18 protein-coding genes and 1 tRNA gene are annotated in these 18,475 nt (G+C 73.3%); 9 read left to right on the forward strand and 10 right to left on the reverse strand.

What is annotated here, in order from left to right; genetic code table 11:
- Positions 1-285: 285 nt before the first annotated feature.
- Positions 286-963 carry an HAD-IA family hydrolase gene (locus PS271_RS07395; protein ID WP_398381178.1) on the forward strand — a complete coding sequence of 226 codons (678 nt, stop codon included), beginning with the start codon at positions 286-288 and terminating at the stop codon, positions 961-963.
- Positions 964-1,146: 183 nt separating this feature from the next.
- Here the strand turns inward: PS271_RS07395 and PS271_RS07400 are convergent, their stop codons facing one another.
- Entirely contained in the window at positions 1,147-1,728 is a 582-nt protein-coding gene (locus PS271_RS07400) for a TMEM165/GDT1 family protein (RefSeq protein WP_398381180.1), read from the reverse strand.
- 254 nt (positions 1,729-1,982) lie between these two features.
- Positions 1,983-2,783, reverse strand: coding sequence for an ABC transporter permease (locus PS271_RS07405; RefSeq protein ID WP_398386725.1), 801 nt, complete (start codon positions 2,781-2,783; stop codon positions 1,983-1,985).
- Positions 2,784-3,029: 246 nt separating this feature from the next.
- On the opposite strand from PS271_RS07405, the gene PS271_RS07410 reads away from it, so the two are divergent.
- The 3 genes from PS271_RS07410 (at position 3,030) to PS271_RS07420 (ending at position 5,354) form a co-directional block, all read left to right on the forward strand.
- Positions 3,030-3,698 carry an HNH endonuclease family protein gene (locus tag PS271_RS07410; RefSeq protein WP_398381182.1) on the forward strand — a complete coding sequence of 223 codons (669 nt, stop codon included), beginning with the start codon at positions 3,030-3,032 and terminating at the stop codon, positions 3,696-3,698.
- A gap of 289 nt (positions 3,699-3,987) precedes the next feature.
- A complete protein-coding gene (locus PS271_RS07415; RefSeq protein ID WP_398381184.1) occupies positions 3,988-4,470 on the forward strand; it encodes a DoxX family protein in 483 nt (160 codons plus the stop codon).
- A 260-nt stretch (positions 4,471-4,730) separates the two neighbouring features.
- Positions 4,731-5,354: a DedA family protein gene (locus tag PS271_RS07420; RefSeq protein WP_356285528.1), complete on the forward strand. Its 624-nt coding sequence runs from the start codon at positions 4,731-4,733 to the stop codon at positions 5,352-5,354.
- A gap of 164 nt (positions 5,355-5,518) precedes the next feature.
- On the opposite strand, the gene PS271_RS07425 is transcribed toward PS271_RS07420, so the two are convergent.
- On the reverse strand, positions 5,519-6,046 hold the full coding sequence (locus PS271_RS07425) for a DUF1990 domain-containing protein (RefSeq protein WP_398381186.1): 528 nt from the start codon (positions 6,044-6,046) through the stop codon (positions 5,519-5,521).
- Between the two features lie 148 nt (positions 6,047-6,194).
- Complete coding sequence (gene snpA / locus PS271_RS07430) at positions 6,195-6,866, reverse strand: snapalysin (protein WP_398381188.1); 672 nt, start codon at positions 6,864-6,866, stop codon at positions 6,195-6,197.
- 208 nt (positions 6,867-7,074) lie between these two features.
- Here snpA and PS271_RS07435 point away from each other — a divergent pair, with 208 nt between their 5' ends.
- Entirely contained in the window at positions 7,075-8,034 is a 960-nt protein-coding gene (locus PS271_RS07435) for a LysR family transcriptional regulator (protein ID WP_398381190.1), read from the forward strand.
- A gap of 91 nt (positions 8,035-8,125) precedes the next feature.
- On the opposite strand, the gene PS271_RS07440 is transcribed toward PS271_RS07435, so the two are convergent.
- Positions 8,126-8,197, reverse strand: a tRNA-Val gene (locus PS271_RS07440).
- Positions 8,198-8,388: 191 nt separating this feature from the next.
- Here PS271_RS07440 and PS271_RS07445 point away from each other — a divergent pair.
- The 3 genes from PS271_RS07445 to PS271_RS07455 all read left to right on the forward strand — a co-directional run bounded on the left by PS271_RS07445 (position 8,389) and on the right by PS271_RS07455 (position 11,105).
- Positions 8,389-9,162 carry a DUF4097 family beta strand repeat-containing protein gene (locus tag PS271_RS07445; RefSeq protein ID WP_398381192.1) on the forward strand — a complete coding sequence of 258 codons (774 nt, stop codon included), beginning with the start codon at positions 8,389-8,391 and terminating at the stop codon, positions 9,160-9,162.
- A 108-nt stretch (positions 9,163-9,270) separates the two neighbouring features.
- Entirely contained in the window at positions 9,271-10,680 is a 1,410-nt protein-coding gene (locus tag PS271_RS07450; protein ID WP_398381193.1) for a hypothetical protein, read from the forward strand.
- Positions 10,681-10,889: 209 nt separating this feature from the next.
- A complete protein-coding gene (locus PS271_RS07455; protein WP_398381195.1) occupies positions 10,890-11,105 on the forward strand; it encodes an FmdB family zinc ribbon protein in 216 nt (71 codons plus the stop codon).
- Here the strand turns inward: PS271_RS07455 and PS271_RS07460 are convergent.
- From PS271_RS07460 to PS271_RS07475, 4 genes are read right to left on the reverse strand one after another with little or no spacing between them, the layout of a single operon-like run.
- The gene (locus tag PS271_RS07460) at positions 11,102-11,767 is read right to left on the reverse strand and encodes an O-methyltransferase (protein WP_398381197.1); all 666 of its coding nucleotides are present in this window, start codon (positions 11,765-11,767) and stop codon (positions 11,102-11,104) included. The two genes, PS271_RS07455 and PS271_RS07460, sit on opposite strands and share 4 nt — an antisense overlap.
- A 40-nt stretch (positions 11,768-11,807) precedes the next feature.
- On the reverse strand, positions 11,808-12,611 hold the full coding sequence (locus PS271_RS07465; RefSeq protein ID WP_398381199.1) for an HAD family hydrolase: 804 nt from the start codon (positions 12,609-12,611) through the stop codon (positions 11,808-11,810).
- A complete protein-coding gene (locus PS271_RS07470; protein ID WP_398386727.1) occupies positions 12,608-15,250 on the reverse strand; it encodes a phosphoribosyltransferase in 2,643 nt (880 codons plus the stop codon). Before PS271_RS07470 ends, PS271_RS07465 begins: the two co-directional genes overlap by 4 nt.
- A 5-nt stretch (positions 15,251-15,255) precedes the next feature.
- On the reverse strand, positions 15,256-16,422 hold the full coding sequence (locus tag PS271_RS07475; protein WP_398381201.1) for an HpcH/HpaI aldolase/citrate lyase family protein: 1,167 nt from the start codon (positions 16,420-16,422) through the stop codon (positions 15,256-15,258).
- Positions 16,423-16,663: 241 nt separating this feature from the next.
- Between PS271_RS07475 and PS271_RS07480 the strand changes: the two genes are divergently transcribed.
- Positions 16,664-17,530, forward strand: coding sequence for a TerD family protein (locus tag PS271_RS07480; protein WP_398381203.1), 867 nt, complete (start codon positions 16,664-16,666; stop codon positions 17,528-17,530).
- Between the two features lie 170 nt (positions 17,531-17,700).
- On the opposite strand, the gene PS271_RS07485 is transcribed toward PS271_RS07480, so the two are convergent.
- On the reverse strand, positions 17,701-18,444 hold the full coding sequence (locus tag PS271_RS07485; RefSeq protein WP_398381205.1) for a TerD family protein: 744 nt from the start codon (positions 18,442-18,444) through the stop codon (positions 17,701-17,703).
- Positions 18,445-18,475 lie beyond the last annotated feature (31 nt).

Genomic DNA, 18,475 nt, shown 5'->3' on the forward strand with positions numbered 1-18,475 from the left:
CGGCGTCTCGCGCGCGTTCGTGGGGGCTCGCGGGCCCCGTCGGGTCTCCTGGACGACGGGGGTCCCTCCATCGTGGGGCCGATCGTCCCGTCCGGCCCGCCGGAATAGGCCATTCGCAGCCGTCGCGGGGCGCGGGGCCGCTGTCCGCGCCTCGTGGCGGAACCGGCCCGTTGGCGTAAAAGGCCCGACTTTTTGTATCGTGGGGAAACAAAGTGGTCCCGCCCGTATTCCCTGACCGGCGGGCGGGACCGCTTGTCTCCCTCCCGCGCGCTCTGGAGTCCGCCGATGCAGGCCAACGCCCCCGCCGCCACGACCACGCTGACCGCCCGCGCCCTGCTGTTGGACATGGACGGGACGATCGTCAACTCCGACGCCGTCGTCGAGCGCTGCTGGCGTGAATGGGCCGCCGAGCAGGGGCTCGACGGCGACGCCGTGATGAAGGTCGTCCACGGCCGCCAGGGCTACGCCACGATGGCCGTGCTGCTCCCGGACCGCCCGATGGAGCTGAACCACGCCGACAACCGCCGGATGCTCGCGGCCGAGACCGCCGACGTCGACGGCGTCGTGCCGGTCGCCGGCGCCCCCGCCTTCATGGCGGCCCTCGCCGCGCTCCCCCACGCCCTGGTCACCTCCGCGGACCGCGCCCTGGCCGAGGCCCGCATGGGCGCGGCGGGCCTGCCCATGCCGGAGGTCCGCGTGACCGCGGAGTCCGTCGGCGCGAGCAAGCCGGACCCGGAGGGCTTCCTCAAGGGCGCCGCCGCGCTCGGCTTCGCCCCCGCCGACTGCATCGTCTTCGAGGACTCGGAGGCGGGCATCGCCGCCGGCCGGGCGGCAGGCATGCGCGTCGTGGGCGTCGGCCCGCGCGCGGCCGCCCAGGGGCCGGACGTGGCGGTGGCGGACCTGACGTGCATACGGGTCGAGCCGTCGGAAGACGGCGGCATCGTCCTGCGCATCGACGGCTGACGCGGCACCGCGCTGCGCGCCGAAGCCCGACACGACACAACCCTGCACGTCGAAGCCCGACGCGGCACCGCGCTGCGCATCGAAGCCCGACACGGCATCGCCCTACGCGTCGAGAGCTGACGAACGAGCGCGCCCGCCGTCCCCGCCCGAGGCGGGACGGCGGGCGCGCTCGCACCACCGGCGTCAGCCCGCGACCGCCTCGTACAGGCTGAAGCCCGCGAGCGCCAGCATCACCACCGCCGCCACCCTGGTGACGACCGCCAGCGGCACGTACTTCATCAGCGTGCGCCCGCCCACGATGCCCAGGCCCGCGACGGCCCACAGGGCCAGCACCGCGCCGAGGCCCACCGAGAGCGGGTCGTCGTAGCGGGCGGCGAGGTTGGCGGTCATGATCTGCGTGAGGTCGCCGAACTCGGCGACGAGGATCAGCATGAAGCCCGCCCCGGAGACCTTCCAGAAGGATTGGTCGGCGGGCTTCTTCAGCTCCTCGTCGTCCTCGTCCTTCTTGAAGAGGAGCATGGCCGCGCCGGCGAGGAAGAGCAGGCCGACGACGCACTGGACGAGCCGGTGCGGCAGCAGCGACAGGACGCTGCCGGCGGCGATGGCGAGCGCGACGTGCACGGCGAAGGCCGCGGCGACGCCGGCGAAGACGTAGCTCGCGCGGTAGCGGGTGCCGAGCATGAGGCCGGCCAGGGCGGTCTTGTCGGGCAGCTCGGCAAGGAAGACGACGCCGAAGGCCAGGGCGGCGACGGTGAAGCTGAACACGTGGGCATTCCCTCAGTCGGTCGGGTGCTGCCGCACCGAGGGGACCTGGAGGATCCGTACGCTTCTTCCGTACGTTTCAGGGGTCGCTTCGGCACGGCAGCGTCATGGACACTGCGGCCGAAGGTCTCGCTGGCCGGCCCGTACGGGACGGGCGGCCTCCGGGCGCCGGCCGAGGCGAGCTCGGCAGTATGTCGACGGGTCCGGCGAAGAGCTACTCCCCTTCTGCTCCCCCCAGGGTACGCGACGCCCGCCGCTCACCCCCTCCGCCGCCGCCCCGCCCCCCGCATCCCTCCCCCGCCGCCGTCCGCCCGGTGCAGCCACCCGCGCGCCACGAGCTCCAGCACCACCGCGACCGCCACCACCTGCACCGCCATCAGCGCGACCAGCACGAACAGCTGCACCGCGGCGGCGGGCAGCGGTGACGCCCCGCCCAGCAGCATGCCGACGAACGCCCCGGGAAGTGTGACGAGCCCCACCGTGCGGGTCTGGTCCAGCCCCGGCAGGAGGGCGTCGGACGCGGCCGGGCGGGCGATCTCCAGGCGGGCGTCGCGGTCGAGCAGGCCGAGCGCCAGGCCCGCCTCCACCTCGCCGTGGCGCGTGTGGAGCTCGTCCAGGGCGCGCCGGCCCGCCAGGACCGTCGCGGTCAGGCCGCCGCCGATGAGGATGCCCGCGACGGGGATGAGCGCGATGCCGTCGAGCGGTACGAGGCCGGTGAGCAGCAACAGCACGAGGACCGGCAGCACGGCCGCGCCGATGGGCAGGGCCGCCCACCACCACGTGCGGTTGCCGGTGATCCGGCGCCCGGCGGTCCGTACGGCCACGGCGAACATCAGGGCGACGAAGCACAGCAGCAGCGGCAGGGCCCGCACCACCCAGCCGATCAGCGCCGATACCGCGGCGAGTTGGGCGGCGGCGCGCACCCCGGCGACCGCGACGGGGCGCGCCCAGCCGCGGCCGCGCGCGTCGGCGAGGCGGGCGGCCGCGGCGATCGCCACGGCGGCGGTGAGGAGGACGGCGAGCACCACGGCGAGGGTGGTGCCGACGGGCAGCAGCACTGCGGCGGCGAGCACGCGGCCCACCCTAGGGGCGCCGAACGGCCGGTTACCGGCGGTCGCATGGCGGCGTGTCAGGAAATGGGCGGCACGCTGCGCCGATCGGGTTCAACGTCACGCGAATTGACTCTTGCCTTTGTCATGGCCGCGTCGTCACCCTGTTACCTGGCGACCACCCCCCGGAAACCGGACGCCGCGATCCTGGCCGTTCCCGACGGCCGAAGACCCCCCACTCAACAGGGAGTTCCCATGCCCGCCATGCGCACCCGCCCGACCGCGCGCCGCCTCTACGCGCGTCGCACCGCCGCGGCGAGCGGCCTCGCGGCCCTCGTCGGCTCGCTCGTCCTGGGCGGCGGCACGGCCCACGCCGCCCCGCCCACCCCGCCGGACGCCGCCACCGTGCGCGGCTACCTCGCGGAGCTGAAGGTCGCCCCCGAGGGCTCCATGGACGGCTACAGCCGCGCGAAGTTCCCCCACTGGAGCAACCAGCAGGGGCAGTGCAACACCCGCGAGGTCGTCCTCAAGCGCGACGGCGAGAACGTCCAGCAGGACGCCAAGTGTGCCGCGGTCTCCGGCACCTGGGTCTCCCCGTACGACGGCGCGACCTGGCACGACGCCCAGGACATCGACATCGACCACATAGTGCCGCTGGCCCAGGCCTGGCGCTCGGGCGCCAACACCTGGACCACCGCGCAGCGCCAGGCCTTCGCCAACGACCTCACCCGGCCGCAGCTGATCGCCGTGACCGACCGCGTCAACCAGGCGAAGGGCGACAAGGACCCGGCGCAGTGGATGCCGCCGCTGAACTCCTACGCGTGCACGTACGCGCGCATGTGGGTCACGGTCAAGCACTACTACAAGCTGACCACCGACTCCGCGGAGAAGGAGAAGCTGACGGCCGTCCTGAACGGCTGCTGACGCGGCAGAGCTGGACAGCGGGGCTGAACAGTCGAGCTGAGCAGCAAGGCTGAGCAGCACGACTGAGCAGCAGGGCTGAACAGCGGGGCCAGAGCGACCAGGGCGGGCCGGAGCACACATCCGGCCCGCCCCGTCGCGTTCCCGCATCCCGCAGCCCGCCCGGCCGCATTCCCGTATTGCAGGCGTGTGACAAAGTCGGCCCATCGGTTCTTGAACTTGCAAGTATCGATAAGGGGTACCTAACCTTGGGGCACTTCGTCGTCCTGTCCCCGATACGAGGAGCCCCGTCATGCCCCCCACGCCCACCGCCACCGCCTCCCCCGCGGCCCCCGCGAGAGCCGGCGCCGCCCAGGCCCCCTCCCTCACGGAGCGCCTGGACGCGGTCCGCCCGTACGCCCTGTCCGTCTTCCGGGTCGTGGTCGGCCTGCTCTTCGCCTGCCACGGCGCCGCCTCCCTCTTCGGCGTGCTCGGCGGCGCGGCCGGCAGCAACGGCGGCACCATCGCGGCCGGCACCTGGCCGGGCTGGTACGCGGCCGTGATCCAGCTCGTCGCCGGCGTGCTCGTGCTGCTCGGGGCGGGTACCCGCAGCGCGGCCTTCATCGCCTCCGGCTCCATGGCGTACGCGTACTTCGACGTGCACCAGAGCATGGCGCTGTGGCCGATCCAGAACGGCGGCGAGTCGTCCGCGATGTTCTCGTGGGCCTTCCTGCTGCTCGTCTTCACGGGCCCGGGCGCGCTCTCCCTCGACCGGCTCTTCTCCCGCCGCAAGTGATCCGCGCCGGGCGGTCCGCGGCCGCCGCCGGTGGCCTTCGTCCGCCGTCGGCGGCCTCCGCCCACCGCGAGTGATCAACTCCCGCCTAGCGTGATCCCCTGCCACAGCTGATCCGTTTCCGCCACGGGTGATCTGCGCCATTTTCACCACCCCCACGCACATGTCACACGCGCCCCAGGCGTACGCTGTGCGGTTGTGAAGGCCGCCCCTGCCGCTCCCCTGCGACGTCGCGGCGGGGGACCGTACCGGGAGATCAGGACGTGCTGGAGCAGTTGGGGGCGTTGGCCGACACCCCATGGATCTACGTGATCGTCAGCATCTCCGTACTCCTGGACGTCTTCCTCCCCGTGCTCCCCAGCGGGGTCCTCGTGATCACCGCGGCGACCGCCGCCGCGGGCACCGCGGCCGACGCGGTCGGTGACGCCGCCCGCGGCCACGCCGGCTTCCCGCAGATGCTCGCGCTGGTCATGTGCGCCGCGACCGCGTCCGTCCTCGGCGACATGGTCGCCTACCGGCTCGCCTGGCGCGGCGGCGACCGCTTCGACCGGGCCATCGCCCGCTCGCGGCGGCTGACCGCCGCCCAGGAGAAGCTCGGCACGGCGCTGCTGCGCGGCGGCGGCCCCCTGGTGGTCGTCGCCCGCTTCGCGCCCGCCGGCCGCTCGGTGGTCAGCCTCGGCGCGGGCGTGATGCACCGCCGGGTGGCCGAATTCCTCCCCTGGTCCGCCCTGGCCGGCCTGACCTGGGCCGCGTACAGCGTGAGCCTGGGCTACTTCGGCGGCCAGTGGCTCGGCGCCGGCTGGATCGGCACGGCCGTCTCCTTCTTCGCCCTGTTCGCGGCGGGGGCGGGTGCGGCGTACGTCGTGAAGCGGCCGCGGGAGGCGTAGCACCGGGCCGGCACCCGCCGGTCCTGCGACGGCCTCCCGGGCGCCGCTCACCCGCATCCTCCGTAGCGGCCGTTACCGTAACGACCGTACGTCCGGTCGGTGAACGATGAGCGAAGGCCACCGCACCCGCCCGACCCTTGGTACGGACCAAAGCCCCGTCCCCGCTACTGCGCCCGGCGGGCCGCTTCCGTCCGCAGCACGCGCGCGCAGTACCGCGCGTACCTCCGCTGGAAGGCCGGCACCAGCGGCCCGGCGGCCCTGGTGTACCAGCGCGCCGGGCGGCTGAACGCCGTCACGGCCAGCCGTACGTCCTCCGCCCCGTCGAGGGTGACGACGAAGGACTCCTCCCCGCACTCCGGATGGCCCGGCAGCGTGCCGTAGGCGAAGCCCGCGCGGCGCTCCTCCCGTACGGTCCAGACCACCGCGCAGGTCCCGGAGGCGCGCAGCGGGCCGAGGCCGAGGGAGACGTCCACGGTGACGCCGGGGGCGGCCGGGAGGGTCCCCGCGGGGACGCGGATGCCGGCGGCGCGGTGCATGCGCCAGGAGAGGACCGCCTCGGCCGCGGCCTCGAAGACGGGCCGGCCGCGGCCGAGGTACCCGACCTCGTAGAGGTGGTGGTAGCCGGCCGGCAGCGGGCGCCGCGCGGTGGCGCCGGCCTCCGGATAGGTGAGGCCAGGGGGCACGTGTGTCATCGGTTCCAGTATGCGGCGCGGCCCGGCGGGCACGGAGACGGGCGGCGGCCCGGCTCCGCGAGGGAACCGGGCCGCCGGTCGATCAGGACCATCCTGCTCGGTGAGCTTCAGGGCTCAGCGAGCCTCGGGGCTCAACGAGCTCCAGGGCTCATCGCACCGTGGTGAACACTCCCTTGTCGTCCTTCTTGAAGGCCGACAGGCCGTTGGCCCAGAGCTGGTTGACCCGGCTGCTCTCGGCGCTGTTGGGGCGGGTGTTCTGGCACGACGTGCCGGGGCCGCCGCCGGACATCAGCTCGCTGCACGGACCGGAGTAGTGGTCCGGCAGGCCGAGCACGTGCCCGGTCTCGTGCGCGGTGACGCGGGTGGAGTTGTACTGCTGGTTCTGCCGGTAGTCGAGGAAGATGTAGCCGCGCCCGTGGCCGTCGGTGCTCGCGTAGGAGCCGCGGGAGTCGTTGCCCTCGTAGTAGCTGAAGTCGGCGTTGCTGCCCGCACGCAGCTGGACGTTGCGCACGGAGCTGTTCCAGATCTGCGCGCTGGCGGCTATCTGGGAGGCGAAGCTGGGCGCTCTGCTGGCGTCGTAGGTGACCGTGACGGCCCGCAGGCCCGGCGACTTCGCGGCCTTGGCCTGCGCCGACTTCATCACGGCGTCGAAGAAGGCCTTGTTGCCCGCTTCTTCGGCCGCGGAGCCTGCGTACGAGGACTGCACGGTCTGCGCACCGGTGGCCGCCGGGGCGGAGGCGGCGGAGGCGGGAACCGCCGTCATGGCCGCCGTGAGCCCGAGGCCGATCGCCGCCGACAGCACCATCGTGGAGCGTTTCATGTGGGGGACTCCATTCGTGCCGAGGACATCCGCGCCGGGCGGTGGGTGCGCCGAACGGATGTCCATCGGGTGAACTGCTGGTCCCCGAGAGTCTGTGACGAGTTATCAGCGGTGCGGATGATGCCAACTGGCCATAACACCAGCCAATCACCTACCCTGCCCCGCCATGTGCCTGGTGTGACCTGCGGGGCACAGTTATGCTCCCCCCGTGGAGCTCGAGGTCAGGCACCTCCGCGCGCTTTGCGCCATAGCGGATGCGGGAAGTGTGCGGAAGGCCGCGCTGCAGCTCGGCATGACCCAGCCCTCGCTCACCACGCAGCTCCGCCGCATCGAAGGCGCCGTCGGGGGCCTGCTGTTCACCCGCGGCCAGACCGGCAGCCGCCCCACGCCGCTGGGGCACTCCGTGCTCTCCCGGGCCCGGCCCATCATCGCCGAGATGAGCGCGCTGATGGCGGCCGCCCGCGACGCCGCGGCGGGTGCGGGCGGGGCCCGGCTGCGGGTGGGCAGCCTCGGTGGGCGCGTGGTCACGGGCTGGCTGCGGCGGCTCCACGCCCGGCTGCCCGACACGGACGTCGCCATCCACATAGAGGTCTCCGCCGGAACGTTGCTGCAACTGCTGGCCACCAACCAGCTCGACGTCGCCTTCGTCCACGAGACCGAGGGCTTCCCCCTCCTCATCCCGCCGGGCGTCGAACAGCGCGTCCTCATGACCCGGGAGCCGCGGTTCGTCGCCCTGTCCGTCACGCACCCGGCGGCCGCCCACCCCGTGGTGGGGATCGCCGAACTCGCCGACGACGCCTGGATCGTGGACCCGGCGGCCGACCACGAGTGGTCGGCCCTCCAGCGGGCCTTCACCACGGCCGGGATCGACCCGCGCCTGGTGCACGTGCGCGACACCACCACGGCCGCGGACCTCGTCGCCTCCGGCGAGGCGGTACGGGCCTGCCAGCCCACCGCGGAGGCCGGCCCGGGAACGGTGCTCCGCCCCCTCTACGGAGACCCCCTGACCGTCGAACTCTCCCTGGCCACCCGCCCGGGCGCGCTCTCCGCCCCGGAACTCGACGCCCTCTTCCACGACTTGGCCGACGCCTACCGCTCGCTGGCCTACGCGAACCCGACGTACCGGTCATGGCTCCACAGAAACGGCGGAATGCCGCCCCATTCGTGATCCGTGACCCGTGGTCCGTGGACCGTGATCCGCGCTCCGGCCCGGCAGCACAGAAGCCCCGTACCGATCTTGGTACGGGGCTCCTGACCTGTGGGCACAGACGGATTCGAACCGCCGACATCTGCTTTGTAAGAGCAGCGCTCTACCGCTGAGCTATGCGCCCTGGCATGAGGTGACAGCCTACATCGACCTGCCCGGGTCCCCGCAAACGCGGGGCCGGGCCGCTCGTGCGGGGGTTATCCCCACCTCCGTTCCGGTAGCGGGCTTCATCGCCTTCCGCCTTGATCCACTTCTACGCTGATGCGGTCCGCAGCGCCTCGCCGCACCTCGCCGATCTTCTCCACCGGAGTCCCGATGAAGCCCCGTACCCGTTCCGCCGCCGCAGCCCGCATCTCGATCGTCACGGCCGGGGTGCTCGCCGCCGGAGCCGTGCTGACCGGGTGCGGGAGCGCCGACGCGGACGACGCGAAGCCGGAGCACAAGGCGTTCGCGCTGGCCGGGAAGGAGCTGACCGTCGAGTCCGACAACTCGGCGCTGGAACTGGTGCCCGCCGACGTCAAGGACGTGCAGGTCACGCGGTGGTTCTCCGGGTGGGCGCTGGGCGGGACGGCGAAGGTGACCTGGGACCTGGACGGCTCCGTGCTCAAGCTCAAGGAGCACTGCTCCGGGCTGAGCGTCGACTGCGAGGCCCGGCACAAGATCGAGGTGCCGCGCGGCGTGAAGGTGACCGTCAAGAACCACAACGGCGCGGTCAAGGCCCGCGGCTTCGACACCGGCCTCGACATCCGCTCCGGCAACGGCGCCGTCCGCGTCGAGGACAGCAGCGGCTCCCTCGGCCTGCACAGCTCCAACGGCACCGTGACCACCGCCGGCGTCACCTCCCGCCAGGTCAAGGCCGACACGGACAACGGGGCCGTACGGCTCGCCTTCGGCCGGGTGCCGGACCGGGTCGAGGCCGGCAGCGACAACGGCAGCATCACCGTCGACCTGCCCCGCGCCACGTACAAGGCCGAGGGGCGCAGCAACAACGGCAAGGTGAGCGTGGACGTGCCGCGCGACGACAGCAGCGCGCACGTCGTCTCCGCCCACAGCAAGAACGGCGAGGTGAAGATCCGCCTCGCAAGCTGACGGGTGGGCCGACGGGTCAGCTGAGGGGTGAACTAACCGTCCCGTGTGTTCTCCTTACCGGGTGGGAGAATGGCATCCGGCCAGGGGCGATCCATCGGGAGAGGGCAAGTGACGGCGACCTTCGCACAGTCCGCACGACCGGCGCACCGCCGTTTCCGGGCTGCGGGGCCCCGCGGCACGGCCTCCGCCGTCCGGGACACACTCGCCCTCGCCCTCCTGCCGCTCCCCCTGCTCGCCGCGGCCGTCGCCGCCGCGCCCGCCGCCTTCGCCGGCGGCGGCACCCGCCGCTGGGGATGGGGCCGCGACGAGAGCCGGCGGGCGGACGCGCAGGCCGCGAAGGACGCCGCCGCGGCCGCCTTCTACGAGCTCGACACCGCCCAGCGCGAGCTGCGGATCTCCATCGAGACGATCACCGCGGTCGACTCCTCCCCCGCCGCCCGCAAGGCCGCCGCCGACTTCGCGGCCTTCGGGCAGCGCATCGACGAGGTCTCGCACGCCTACATCTCCGCCGTCGACTCCCACGACCTCGACCGCGAGGACCTCGACGCCGGCGCCGCGGCCCGCGCCCGCACGGACCTCACCAAGGCCAAGGACGAGCTGCTGCGCGCCAAGGCCGACCTGGAGCGGTTCGGGCAGGGCCTCGGCCCGCTCCTGCACACCGCCGAGGAGCAGCTGTCCCGGCTCGCGCCCGCCGTCGAGCGCGCCCGCCAGGGGCTCCTCGCCGCCACGGTCGCGCTCGACGCCGTACGGGAGGCGGGCCTGCGCGCCGACGACCTCGCCGCGCGGCTCGCGGCGCTCTCTCCCGAGCTCACCAAGCTCAACCAGGGCGCCGGGCAGCATGGTGTCCCCGACACGCTCCGGCGCGCCGAGCGTCTCCTCCAGGAGGCCGGGGCCGTACGGGCCGAGGCCGACGCCCTGCCGGCGAAGGTCGCGGAGATCGACAAGCGGCTGGTGTCCCTGCGGACGCGGGCGCAGGCCCTGACGACCCGTGCGAGCGGCGTCGAGCCCGTCCTGAGTGAGCTGCGCCGCCGGTACAGCGCCGCCTGCTGGCAGGACCTCCAGCAGGTGCCGGAGCAAGCGTCGCGGGCCGTCGCGCAGGCGGAGGAGAAGCTCGCCGAGGCGCGGCGGGCGCGGGACGAGCAGCGGTGGCCGGACGCGCTGGCCCTGCTGTCGACGGTGCGGGCCGTGCTGAGTACGACGGACGAGTCCGTCTCCGCCGCGGGGGACCGGCTGCGGCGGCTGGACGAGGTGTCCTTCGACCACGAGCAGGAGGTCGAGCGGACGCGCTTCGCGATCCGGGACGCGCAGCGGCTGGCCATGGCCGGGCGCAGCACGCCCGACCCTCGGCACGCGGGGCCGCTGGACGCGGCGGTGTCACGGCTGGAGCGGGCGGTGGCGGGGCTGGAGGGGCGGCATCCGGACTGGTGGCACTTCCTCACGGAGACGGAGGCGGTGCGGGGGGCTGTGGCCCGGGTGGTTCAGGAGATTCGGGGGGAGCGGGGTTCCGCGGCGGGGTGAGTTTCGGGGCGGTTCGTGGGCGGGTGCGGGTGCGTCTCGGGGCCGGGGGCGGGGGCTCCGGGGTGGGGGTCCGGGGCCGTATATTTACGGGCCCGTTGCCGCGGACGCGAAGGGTGCCCCGGTATTGGGCCCACAAATACACGTCAGCGCCCCGGACCCCCACCCCTGCGCCCCCGCCCCCTCCCGTACGGCCTGGCTATGCTGCCCGCATGCCTCGTTATGAATACCGCTGCCGTGCCTGTGGGGACACCTTCGAGCTGTCGCGGCCCATGGCCGAGTCGTCCGCGCCCGCTACCTGCCCCGAAGGGCATGCGGACACGGTGAAGCTGCTGTCCGCCGTCGCCGTCACGGGCGGCTCCTCCGCCGCGCCGGCGCCGCAGGGCGGGGGCGGCGGAGGCTGCTGCGGGGGCGGCTGCTGCGCCTAGCGGTCCGCCCGGCGCGCCAGGGTCAGGCCGTCCGCCACCGTCAGCATCACCGACTCCATGCGCTTGTCCGCCGCCACGTGCGTGTTGAACTCCCGCACGTGGGCGCCCACGGGGTGGTTCTCCGGGTCGAGGACCGAGCCCATCATCAGGGTGTTGTCGGCGACGATCAGCCCGCCCGGGCGCATCCGCGGGACGAGCTCCTCCCAGTAGTTGACGTAGTTGTCCTTGTCGGCGTCGAGGAACGCCAGGTCGATGTGGGGCTCGGCGGGCATGGCCCGCAGGGAGTCCAGGGCGGGCGCGATCCGCAGGTCGATCCGGCCGTCGACGCCGGCCCGCTCCCACGCCTGCCGCGCGTAGGCCGTCCACTCCTCGGAGACGTCCAGGGCGATGAGTCTGCCGCCCTCGGGCAGCGCCTGCGCCATGGCGAGCGCGGACAGGCCGGTGAACGTGCCGACCTCCACGACGTGACGGGCGCCCGTCAGCCGTACGAGGAACGCCATCAGCGGCACCTGTTCCTCGGCGATCTGCTTGACGGCGTGCGCGGGGAGGGCCCGCTGGGTGGTCTCGACCAGGCCGCGCTGCACGGGGTCGAGCGGAGGGTTGTGAGCGAGCACGTACCCGTACAACTCGGGGGTGAGCGCGGTGCCTTTGAACTCTGCCACGGGGGTCCTCCTCGACTCGTACGCAAGGGCGCGGCCGAGCCTACGCCGCCGCGTCCGCGAAAGCCCGCAGGATCTCCTCGCCCGCCGCCACGCCCCGCGTCTCCAGGGCCGTGACGTGCGGGGCGGACCAGCCGGTGTCGGCGAGCTCGCCGTGCCCGGGCCGCCAGCCGCGCCCGGCGGCCAGCAGCAGGTCGGCGTCGAGGAGCGAGTCGCCGGCGGCGAGCACCTCGGAGGCGCCGGCGCGGCGGGCGACCTCCTCGACCGCGGCGCTCTTGGTGAGCGGGCGCGGCACGGCGTAGAGCTTGCGCCCTTGCAAGGACACGCTCCAGCCGCGGGCGCCGGCCCACTCGGCGAGCTCCGCGACCCAGCCGTCGGGCAGCTTCGCCCGCTCCACGACGAGGTAGGCGAAGAGGTCCTCGGCGGTGCGCTCCTTGAGCAGCCACGCCGGGTCGGAGGCCCGTACGAGGTGCTCGCGCACCTCGGCGAGCGGCGCGCACCCGGCGGCGATCCGCCGCTCCACGGCGGCCCGCCAGGAACGGTCGGACTCGCCGTGCACGAGGAGCTCACCGCCGTTGGCGCAGATCGCGTACGCGGGCGGGGGGCCGGGCAGCCGTATCCGCCCGTACTGCTCGCGCGTCCGGGTCGTCGTCGGCACGACGGGCACGGCGGCGGCCAGCGCGGCGTACGTGGCGGCGGCCGCCTCGGTCATGTACGAGAGCGGCTTGCGGTCGTAGACCTCGACGCACAGCAGCCGCGGGGCCTGCGCGTCGGGCCCGGCGAGGCCGAGCGCCGCGGCGGAGTAGATGAGCGTGCGGTCGAGGTCGCTGGCGACGAGGAGGGTCACTTCGCGACCGCCTTGCCGTCGGCGCCGGTGGCGCCGCGCGTGTAGCGGGGGTGGATGAGGCCGACGCAGCTGTACGGCAGGCCGTCCACGTCCTCGACGGGCACCCCGCGCTGCTCGGCCAGCAGGCGTACGTGGTCCAGGTCCGCTCCGGCCCCGCGCTGGGCCAGGATCTTCCAGGGGACGCGGCGCAGCAGCACGCGGGTGGTCTCGCCCACGCCCGGCTTGACGAGGTTGACGTCGTGGATGCCGTACTCCTCGCTGATCCGCTCGACGGCGTCCCAGCCGGCCCACGTGGGCGTGCGGTCGGCGCCGGCGAGCTCCTTGGCGTCGCGCCGCACGTCCGCCGCCACCTCGCCGAAGCGGGCGGTGACGGCGTCGATGAAGGCGCGGGACACGTCGGCGCCGGTCAGCTCGCGGTAGAACTTGGCGCCGTGGAAGTCGTCCGGCCCGACCAGGTCGGCCCGCAGCACGGTCCGGGAGACGAGCCCGGAGACGGTGGAGTTGAGACAGGCGGACGGGATGAGGAAGTCGTCCCGGGTGCCGTAGGTCTCCACGCAGTGCCCGGGGTCGGCGAGCACGGCGATGCGCGGGTCGAAGCCGGGGAAGTCCTCCAGCGCCGCGGCCAGTTCGCGGGTGATGGCGCCCTTGCCGGTCCAGCCGTCCACGAAGACGACGTCCGCCGGGTCGTGGTGCGCGGCGAGCCAGCGCAGGGCGACGGGGTCGATGCCGCGGCCGCGGACGATGGAGACGGCGTAGTGCGGCAGGTCCAGCCCGTGCGCGTACCGGGCCCAGCGGCGCATCAGCACGCCCACGGGCGTCCCGGCCCGGGCCAGCGAGACGAGGACGGGCCGGGGGGACCGCTCGGCGAGCACGGTCTCGGTGACGGCGCCCACAGCCCGCGCGATCCGGCCCGAGGAGGCGCCGAGGGCGGCCTCGTAGAGGGCCTGGTACCGCTCGCTGGGCTGGTACTCGACGGGCAGCGACTCGGCGTAGTGCGCGCCGCCGCTCTGGATCGCCTCCTCGCGCTCCTCGGTGGGCGCCTCCAGCTCGACGCCCGACAGGTCCTGAAGCAGCCAGCCGACGTCCTCGGCGTCGTAGGAGGAGAAGGCGGGACCGCGGAGGGGCTCGGGCATGGGGCTCTCAGGTGCGTAGGAGGGAATCACGGCGAGCACGACGTGCTCCGCGTGCGGGGCGACCGCGTCGAGCAGGCCCCCGGGGGCGTGCAGTTCGGCGGTGTCGCCGTGGGAATCGACGACGACGACGATCGTGTCGAAGCCGGCGCCGGCGACGTTGTACGCGTAGCGGTCGCCCGGGCCGTCCGCGGGGTTGTCGTGGGCGGGGAAGGTGATGCGCGACCGGATCGCGTAGCCCGGGTCGTCCACGGGGAGGACGGGGGACCGGGTGGTCGTGGAGAAACGGACGTCGACGCCGTCCATGGCCTCGTCCAGCGCTGCGGCGAGGCGCAGGGGTGCGTACATCAGCTCCTCGGTACCGAGGACGAGGACGCGCCGCGGGTGTGCATCGCCATTGTCGTCCGCCGGCCGGGTTGTGCCCACCCTCCCCCAAGCTCTCGACTTCGCTCGAGCAGGGGGGACCCCCATCGCCCTAGCGGAACAGCTGCCCACAACCCTTCTGGCAATACCAGGGAGCGCCGCCTCCAGTCTCGCCCGGTGCTCGGGGGTGAAGCCGTGCCGGCCGCCGTCAGGCAAACCGGCCGGCCACTGGAGGTCTACGCGGGAGGCCCGCACGTCGGTCTGGCGGGAGGGGGCGGGGGCGCAGGGGTGGGGGTCCGGGGCGCTGACGTGTATTTGTGGGCCCAATACCGGGGCACCCTCGGCATCCGCGGCAACGGGCCCGTAAATATACGGCCCCGGACCCCCACCCCGGAGCCCCCGCCCCCGGCCCCGAGACGCACCGGCACCCGGCAGCGGAGCCGCAGCACGCCGCTCCCACTCCGCAACCAGCTCCTGCCCCCGCTCCAGCACCCCCGACGGCAGCCGCACCGCCCCCGAAGCCAGCGCCACGAGATCCACCCGCGCCCCCAGCTCCTCCGCGAACCGCTCCAGCCGCTCCCGGTCCTCCCCCGACCGCATGTCCACCAGCGCCACCACCACGTACCGCTCCCGCGGGAACCCCGCGTGCAGCGCCGCGATCGTGTTCAGCACCGTCCGACCCGTAGAGAACTCGTCGTCCACCAGCACCAGCGGCCCGTCCCCCGCGAAGAACCCCGGGTCCTCCGGCAGCAGCAGGTGCGACGTCGCGTGGCTGTGCTCCTCCTCGAAGCCCCCGACCGCCGCGACCCCCGCCACGGCCCGCCGCGTGGAGTGCAGGTACGGCGCGAGCCCCACCCCGTCCGCCACCGCGTGTCCCAGCCCCGTGGCCGTCTCCGCGTACCCCAGGACGACGGCCCGCGCCGCCTCCGCGTCGCCGAGCAGCTCGCGAACCCGGCGCCCGAGCCCGGCACCGGCCTCGTACACGACCGCCGGAGACGCCGGAACGTGCTTGCCCAGCACGTTCGAGACGAGCAGATGCGCCCGCTTGGGATTCCGCCGCAGCGCGAGCCCCAGAAGCGACGTCAAGTCGGCGTCACCCTCCAGACCGATCCCCAGCCGCTCCGCAACCCACCGTCCCGACCACACCCCGCTCACACGCCCGCCCGCACACTCGCCGCCAGCAGCTCCACAAAGCTCACGTCCTCCCGCGCGACGCCGAACACCTCGGCGCGCAGCATGATCCGCTGGGCCCAGGCCCGGTGCGGCTTCACTTCGTTCATCTTGTTCGTGTAGGCGGACCGCAGCACTCCGCCGCCGTCCCGCTCCGGCCGCAGGATGTCCTGCGCGTCGCTGAACTCCTCGTGGCTGACGACGGACAGGGCGTGGACAGGGGCGACGTGCGAGGGATGGATGCACGTCTTGCCCTGGAGCCCGTTCGCCCGGTCGAGCTGGATCTCGCGCAGGAGCCCGTCCATGTCGTGCTCGATGAGCGCGGTGCGCAGCTCCTCCGCGGGCCCGGCGAACGGCGTGCGCCGCAGCTGCGGCTTGAACATCCGCTCGTGCTGCCGGAAGTACTCCCACACCGGCCCGGTGACGGTGAACCCGCTCCCGTCGGCCCGCCCGAGCACGTTCACCACATCAGCGATCACGGACGCGACGAGCTGTACGTCGTACGCGGTCATGTCGGGCGCTCTGCGCAGCCCGTACGCGGAGCAGAAGTCGGTGACGCCGAGCCGCAGCGCGAGCACCCGCTCGCGGTACTTGTCCACCGTGCGGGAGATCCCGGCGAGGGTCTCGCGCCGCGTCTCCAGGTGCAGCAGCTCGGGCGATTCGAGGACGGGCATGGCGAACAGCCGCTGCCCGCACTCCGCTTCGGCCTGGGTGAGCGCCTCCAGGAACGGCACGCCCCGGTCCTCGGTGAATTTCGGCAGGACGAATCCGGAGAGCAGCCGGACGGACGGCCCGAGCCGCCGCACGAGATCGGTGATCTGCGCGGGCTGCCGCACGCGGATGAAGAGCAGCGGCACCCGCCCACCGGCACCGCTCAGCACGGCGAACTGCCGGACGAGATTCTCCTCGGCGGCAACCACATCGTGATCGCCTATGGAGTCCTCCAGGCACAGCACCATGGAGACCACGCCCCGCTCGGCCTGTTTGACGACGTCCGCCGCCAGGGACGGCCGGGTCGCGGGAGCGTAGAGCGTGGCGCCGAGGGCGACGGAGAGCGTACGGGCCGCGGAACCGGCGTCGAAGGCGACCGGCTCCTGGTGGAACAGCCCATTCCGCACCGAGGGTGCAAGGTGTTCGAAATGCCTCATTACTCTCCCCGTCGCCACACCCGCGCGCAGGCTCGTCCAGGCGCGAGGGTGGCCGATTATCGTACGTCCGGCGACGGGTCAAGAGTTCCCCAAGTGCATGAAAATCTGGGACCCCGTATGGGTCTTCGAGATGGCGGAGCGGGGAGTCCGCGGGTACGCGATGTGCCGGTTTCGTGATCGTCGGCACCGTCGCCGACCCCTGCGTTGTCCCCCGGAGCCGTGGGAGGGCAGGATTGCGGGCATGACGCACGCCATGCAGAAGGGGTCGAACATCCCGCTGGACGCCCGCACCGTGCGGGCCGTACTGCGCTGGACCCCCGGCCCGGGCGTCCCGGACGTGGATGCCTCCGCCCTCCTCGTCGGCGAGAACGGCCGCGTCCGCTCGGACGAGGACTTCGTCTTCTACAACCAGCCCCGGCACCCTTCCGGCGCGGTCCGCCACCTGCCGAAGAAGCGGCTGGTCGAGGGCTTGACCGACGCCATCGAGACCGAGCTGGGCGGGCTGGAGCCGTCCGTGCACCGCGTCGTGCTGGCCGCGTCCGCGGACGGGGGCGACTTCGGCCGGGTGCAGGACCTGTGCGTGCTGCTCTACGACGCCGCGGCGGTCCCCGCGGGGCAGAGCGGCGAGCCGATCGCGCTGTTCGAGGTCCAGCCGGAGACCGGCTCGGAGACCGCGATGATCTGCGGCGAGCTCTACCGCCGCGGGGAGGGCTGGAAGTTCCGGGCACTGGGGCAGGGCTACGCGTCGGGGCTGGTCGGGCTGGCCACGGAGTTCGGCATCTCGGTGGAGGAGTCCGAGGGCACCGGGGGCGCGGACGAGGCGCCTGCCCAGGCGCCGGTGCCGACGCCGGCGCCGGAGCCGGAGCCGGTACCCGAGCCCGCGTCGGCGGCACAGCCGCAGCCGCAGCCGGGGTACGGGTACCCCCCGCCGCCGCCCGCACCGCCCACGGTGCCGCCGGCAGTGCCGCAGCCGCAGCCCGCGTACGGATACCCGCATCAGCCCGCGCCCACGGGCGCGCCCGCCTACGGGTATCCGCAGTACCGGCCGGGGCCGGATCCGTCGTTCCGGCTGCCGCCGCAGGGGCCGCAGTTCCTGCCGACGCGATAGCAGCGCACCGCCGCCCGCCGCACCGACCCGGGGCTCCGCCCCGGACCCCGGTCCTCAACCTCCCCCAGCTAACGCTGGGAGGTGCCCCCGGACGGCTAAAAACTTTGCGTGCCCGCCCACATACAGGTGGGCCGCATAGGTGGGCCGCCACCCCGCGAAGGATCAGCCCCTCACACCTTCGTCTTGTACCCCCTCCCCCACTGCAACCCCCACCCGTACAACCGGTCCAGCTCCGCCTGGAACCCGTACACGTACCGCATCTCGCGCCGCAGCACGATCTCGCCCTTGATGTTCTCCAGCATCACCACCGCGCACGACCGCGCCTCCGGCGCGCGCTCCGCGAGCGCGATCTCGATCCGGGGCCCGTTGCCGGGGTAGAGCGTCACCATGGCGTGCGTACGGTCGAACGCCGGGGTGCCGTCATAGATGTAGACGAAGATCAGCAGCCGTTTGAAGTCGGCGCGGTGGTCCATGTTGATGTAGATCGTCTCACCCGATCCGGACCCGAAGCGGTCGTCACCGCTCAGCTGGACGTACGGCGGGGAGTTGATGCTGCCCAGTATGTTGCCGAGGGGCTGCACCACGCCTTTGGAGCCGTCCTGGAGCTCGTACAGACAGGCGAGGTCGAGGTCGACGTTGACCATGGCCGGGCCCTGCGCCTGCACCATCTCGGGCCGGAATTTCCGCATCGGGTGCCGCAGCCCCTGGCTGAGCCCGGCCCTGTCGCCGAAGTCCGAGGTGCGCATCCGCCAGGAGAGGTTGACGCGCAGGTTTCCGGTGACCGCCCCCTGTTTGGTGAGGGAGAACGAGGGATGGCGCTTGGTGAGCTCGACGGCGCCGTTGACCCCGCCGAAGTCGAGCTGCTGCGCGGCCGCGCGCCCCCAATTGCTGAAGAACCTGTCCCAGACCGCCATGACCGACGAACCCCCCACCCTTTTCCCGCTT

This window comes from Streptomyces sp. SCA2-17, from assembly GCF_044336695.1.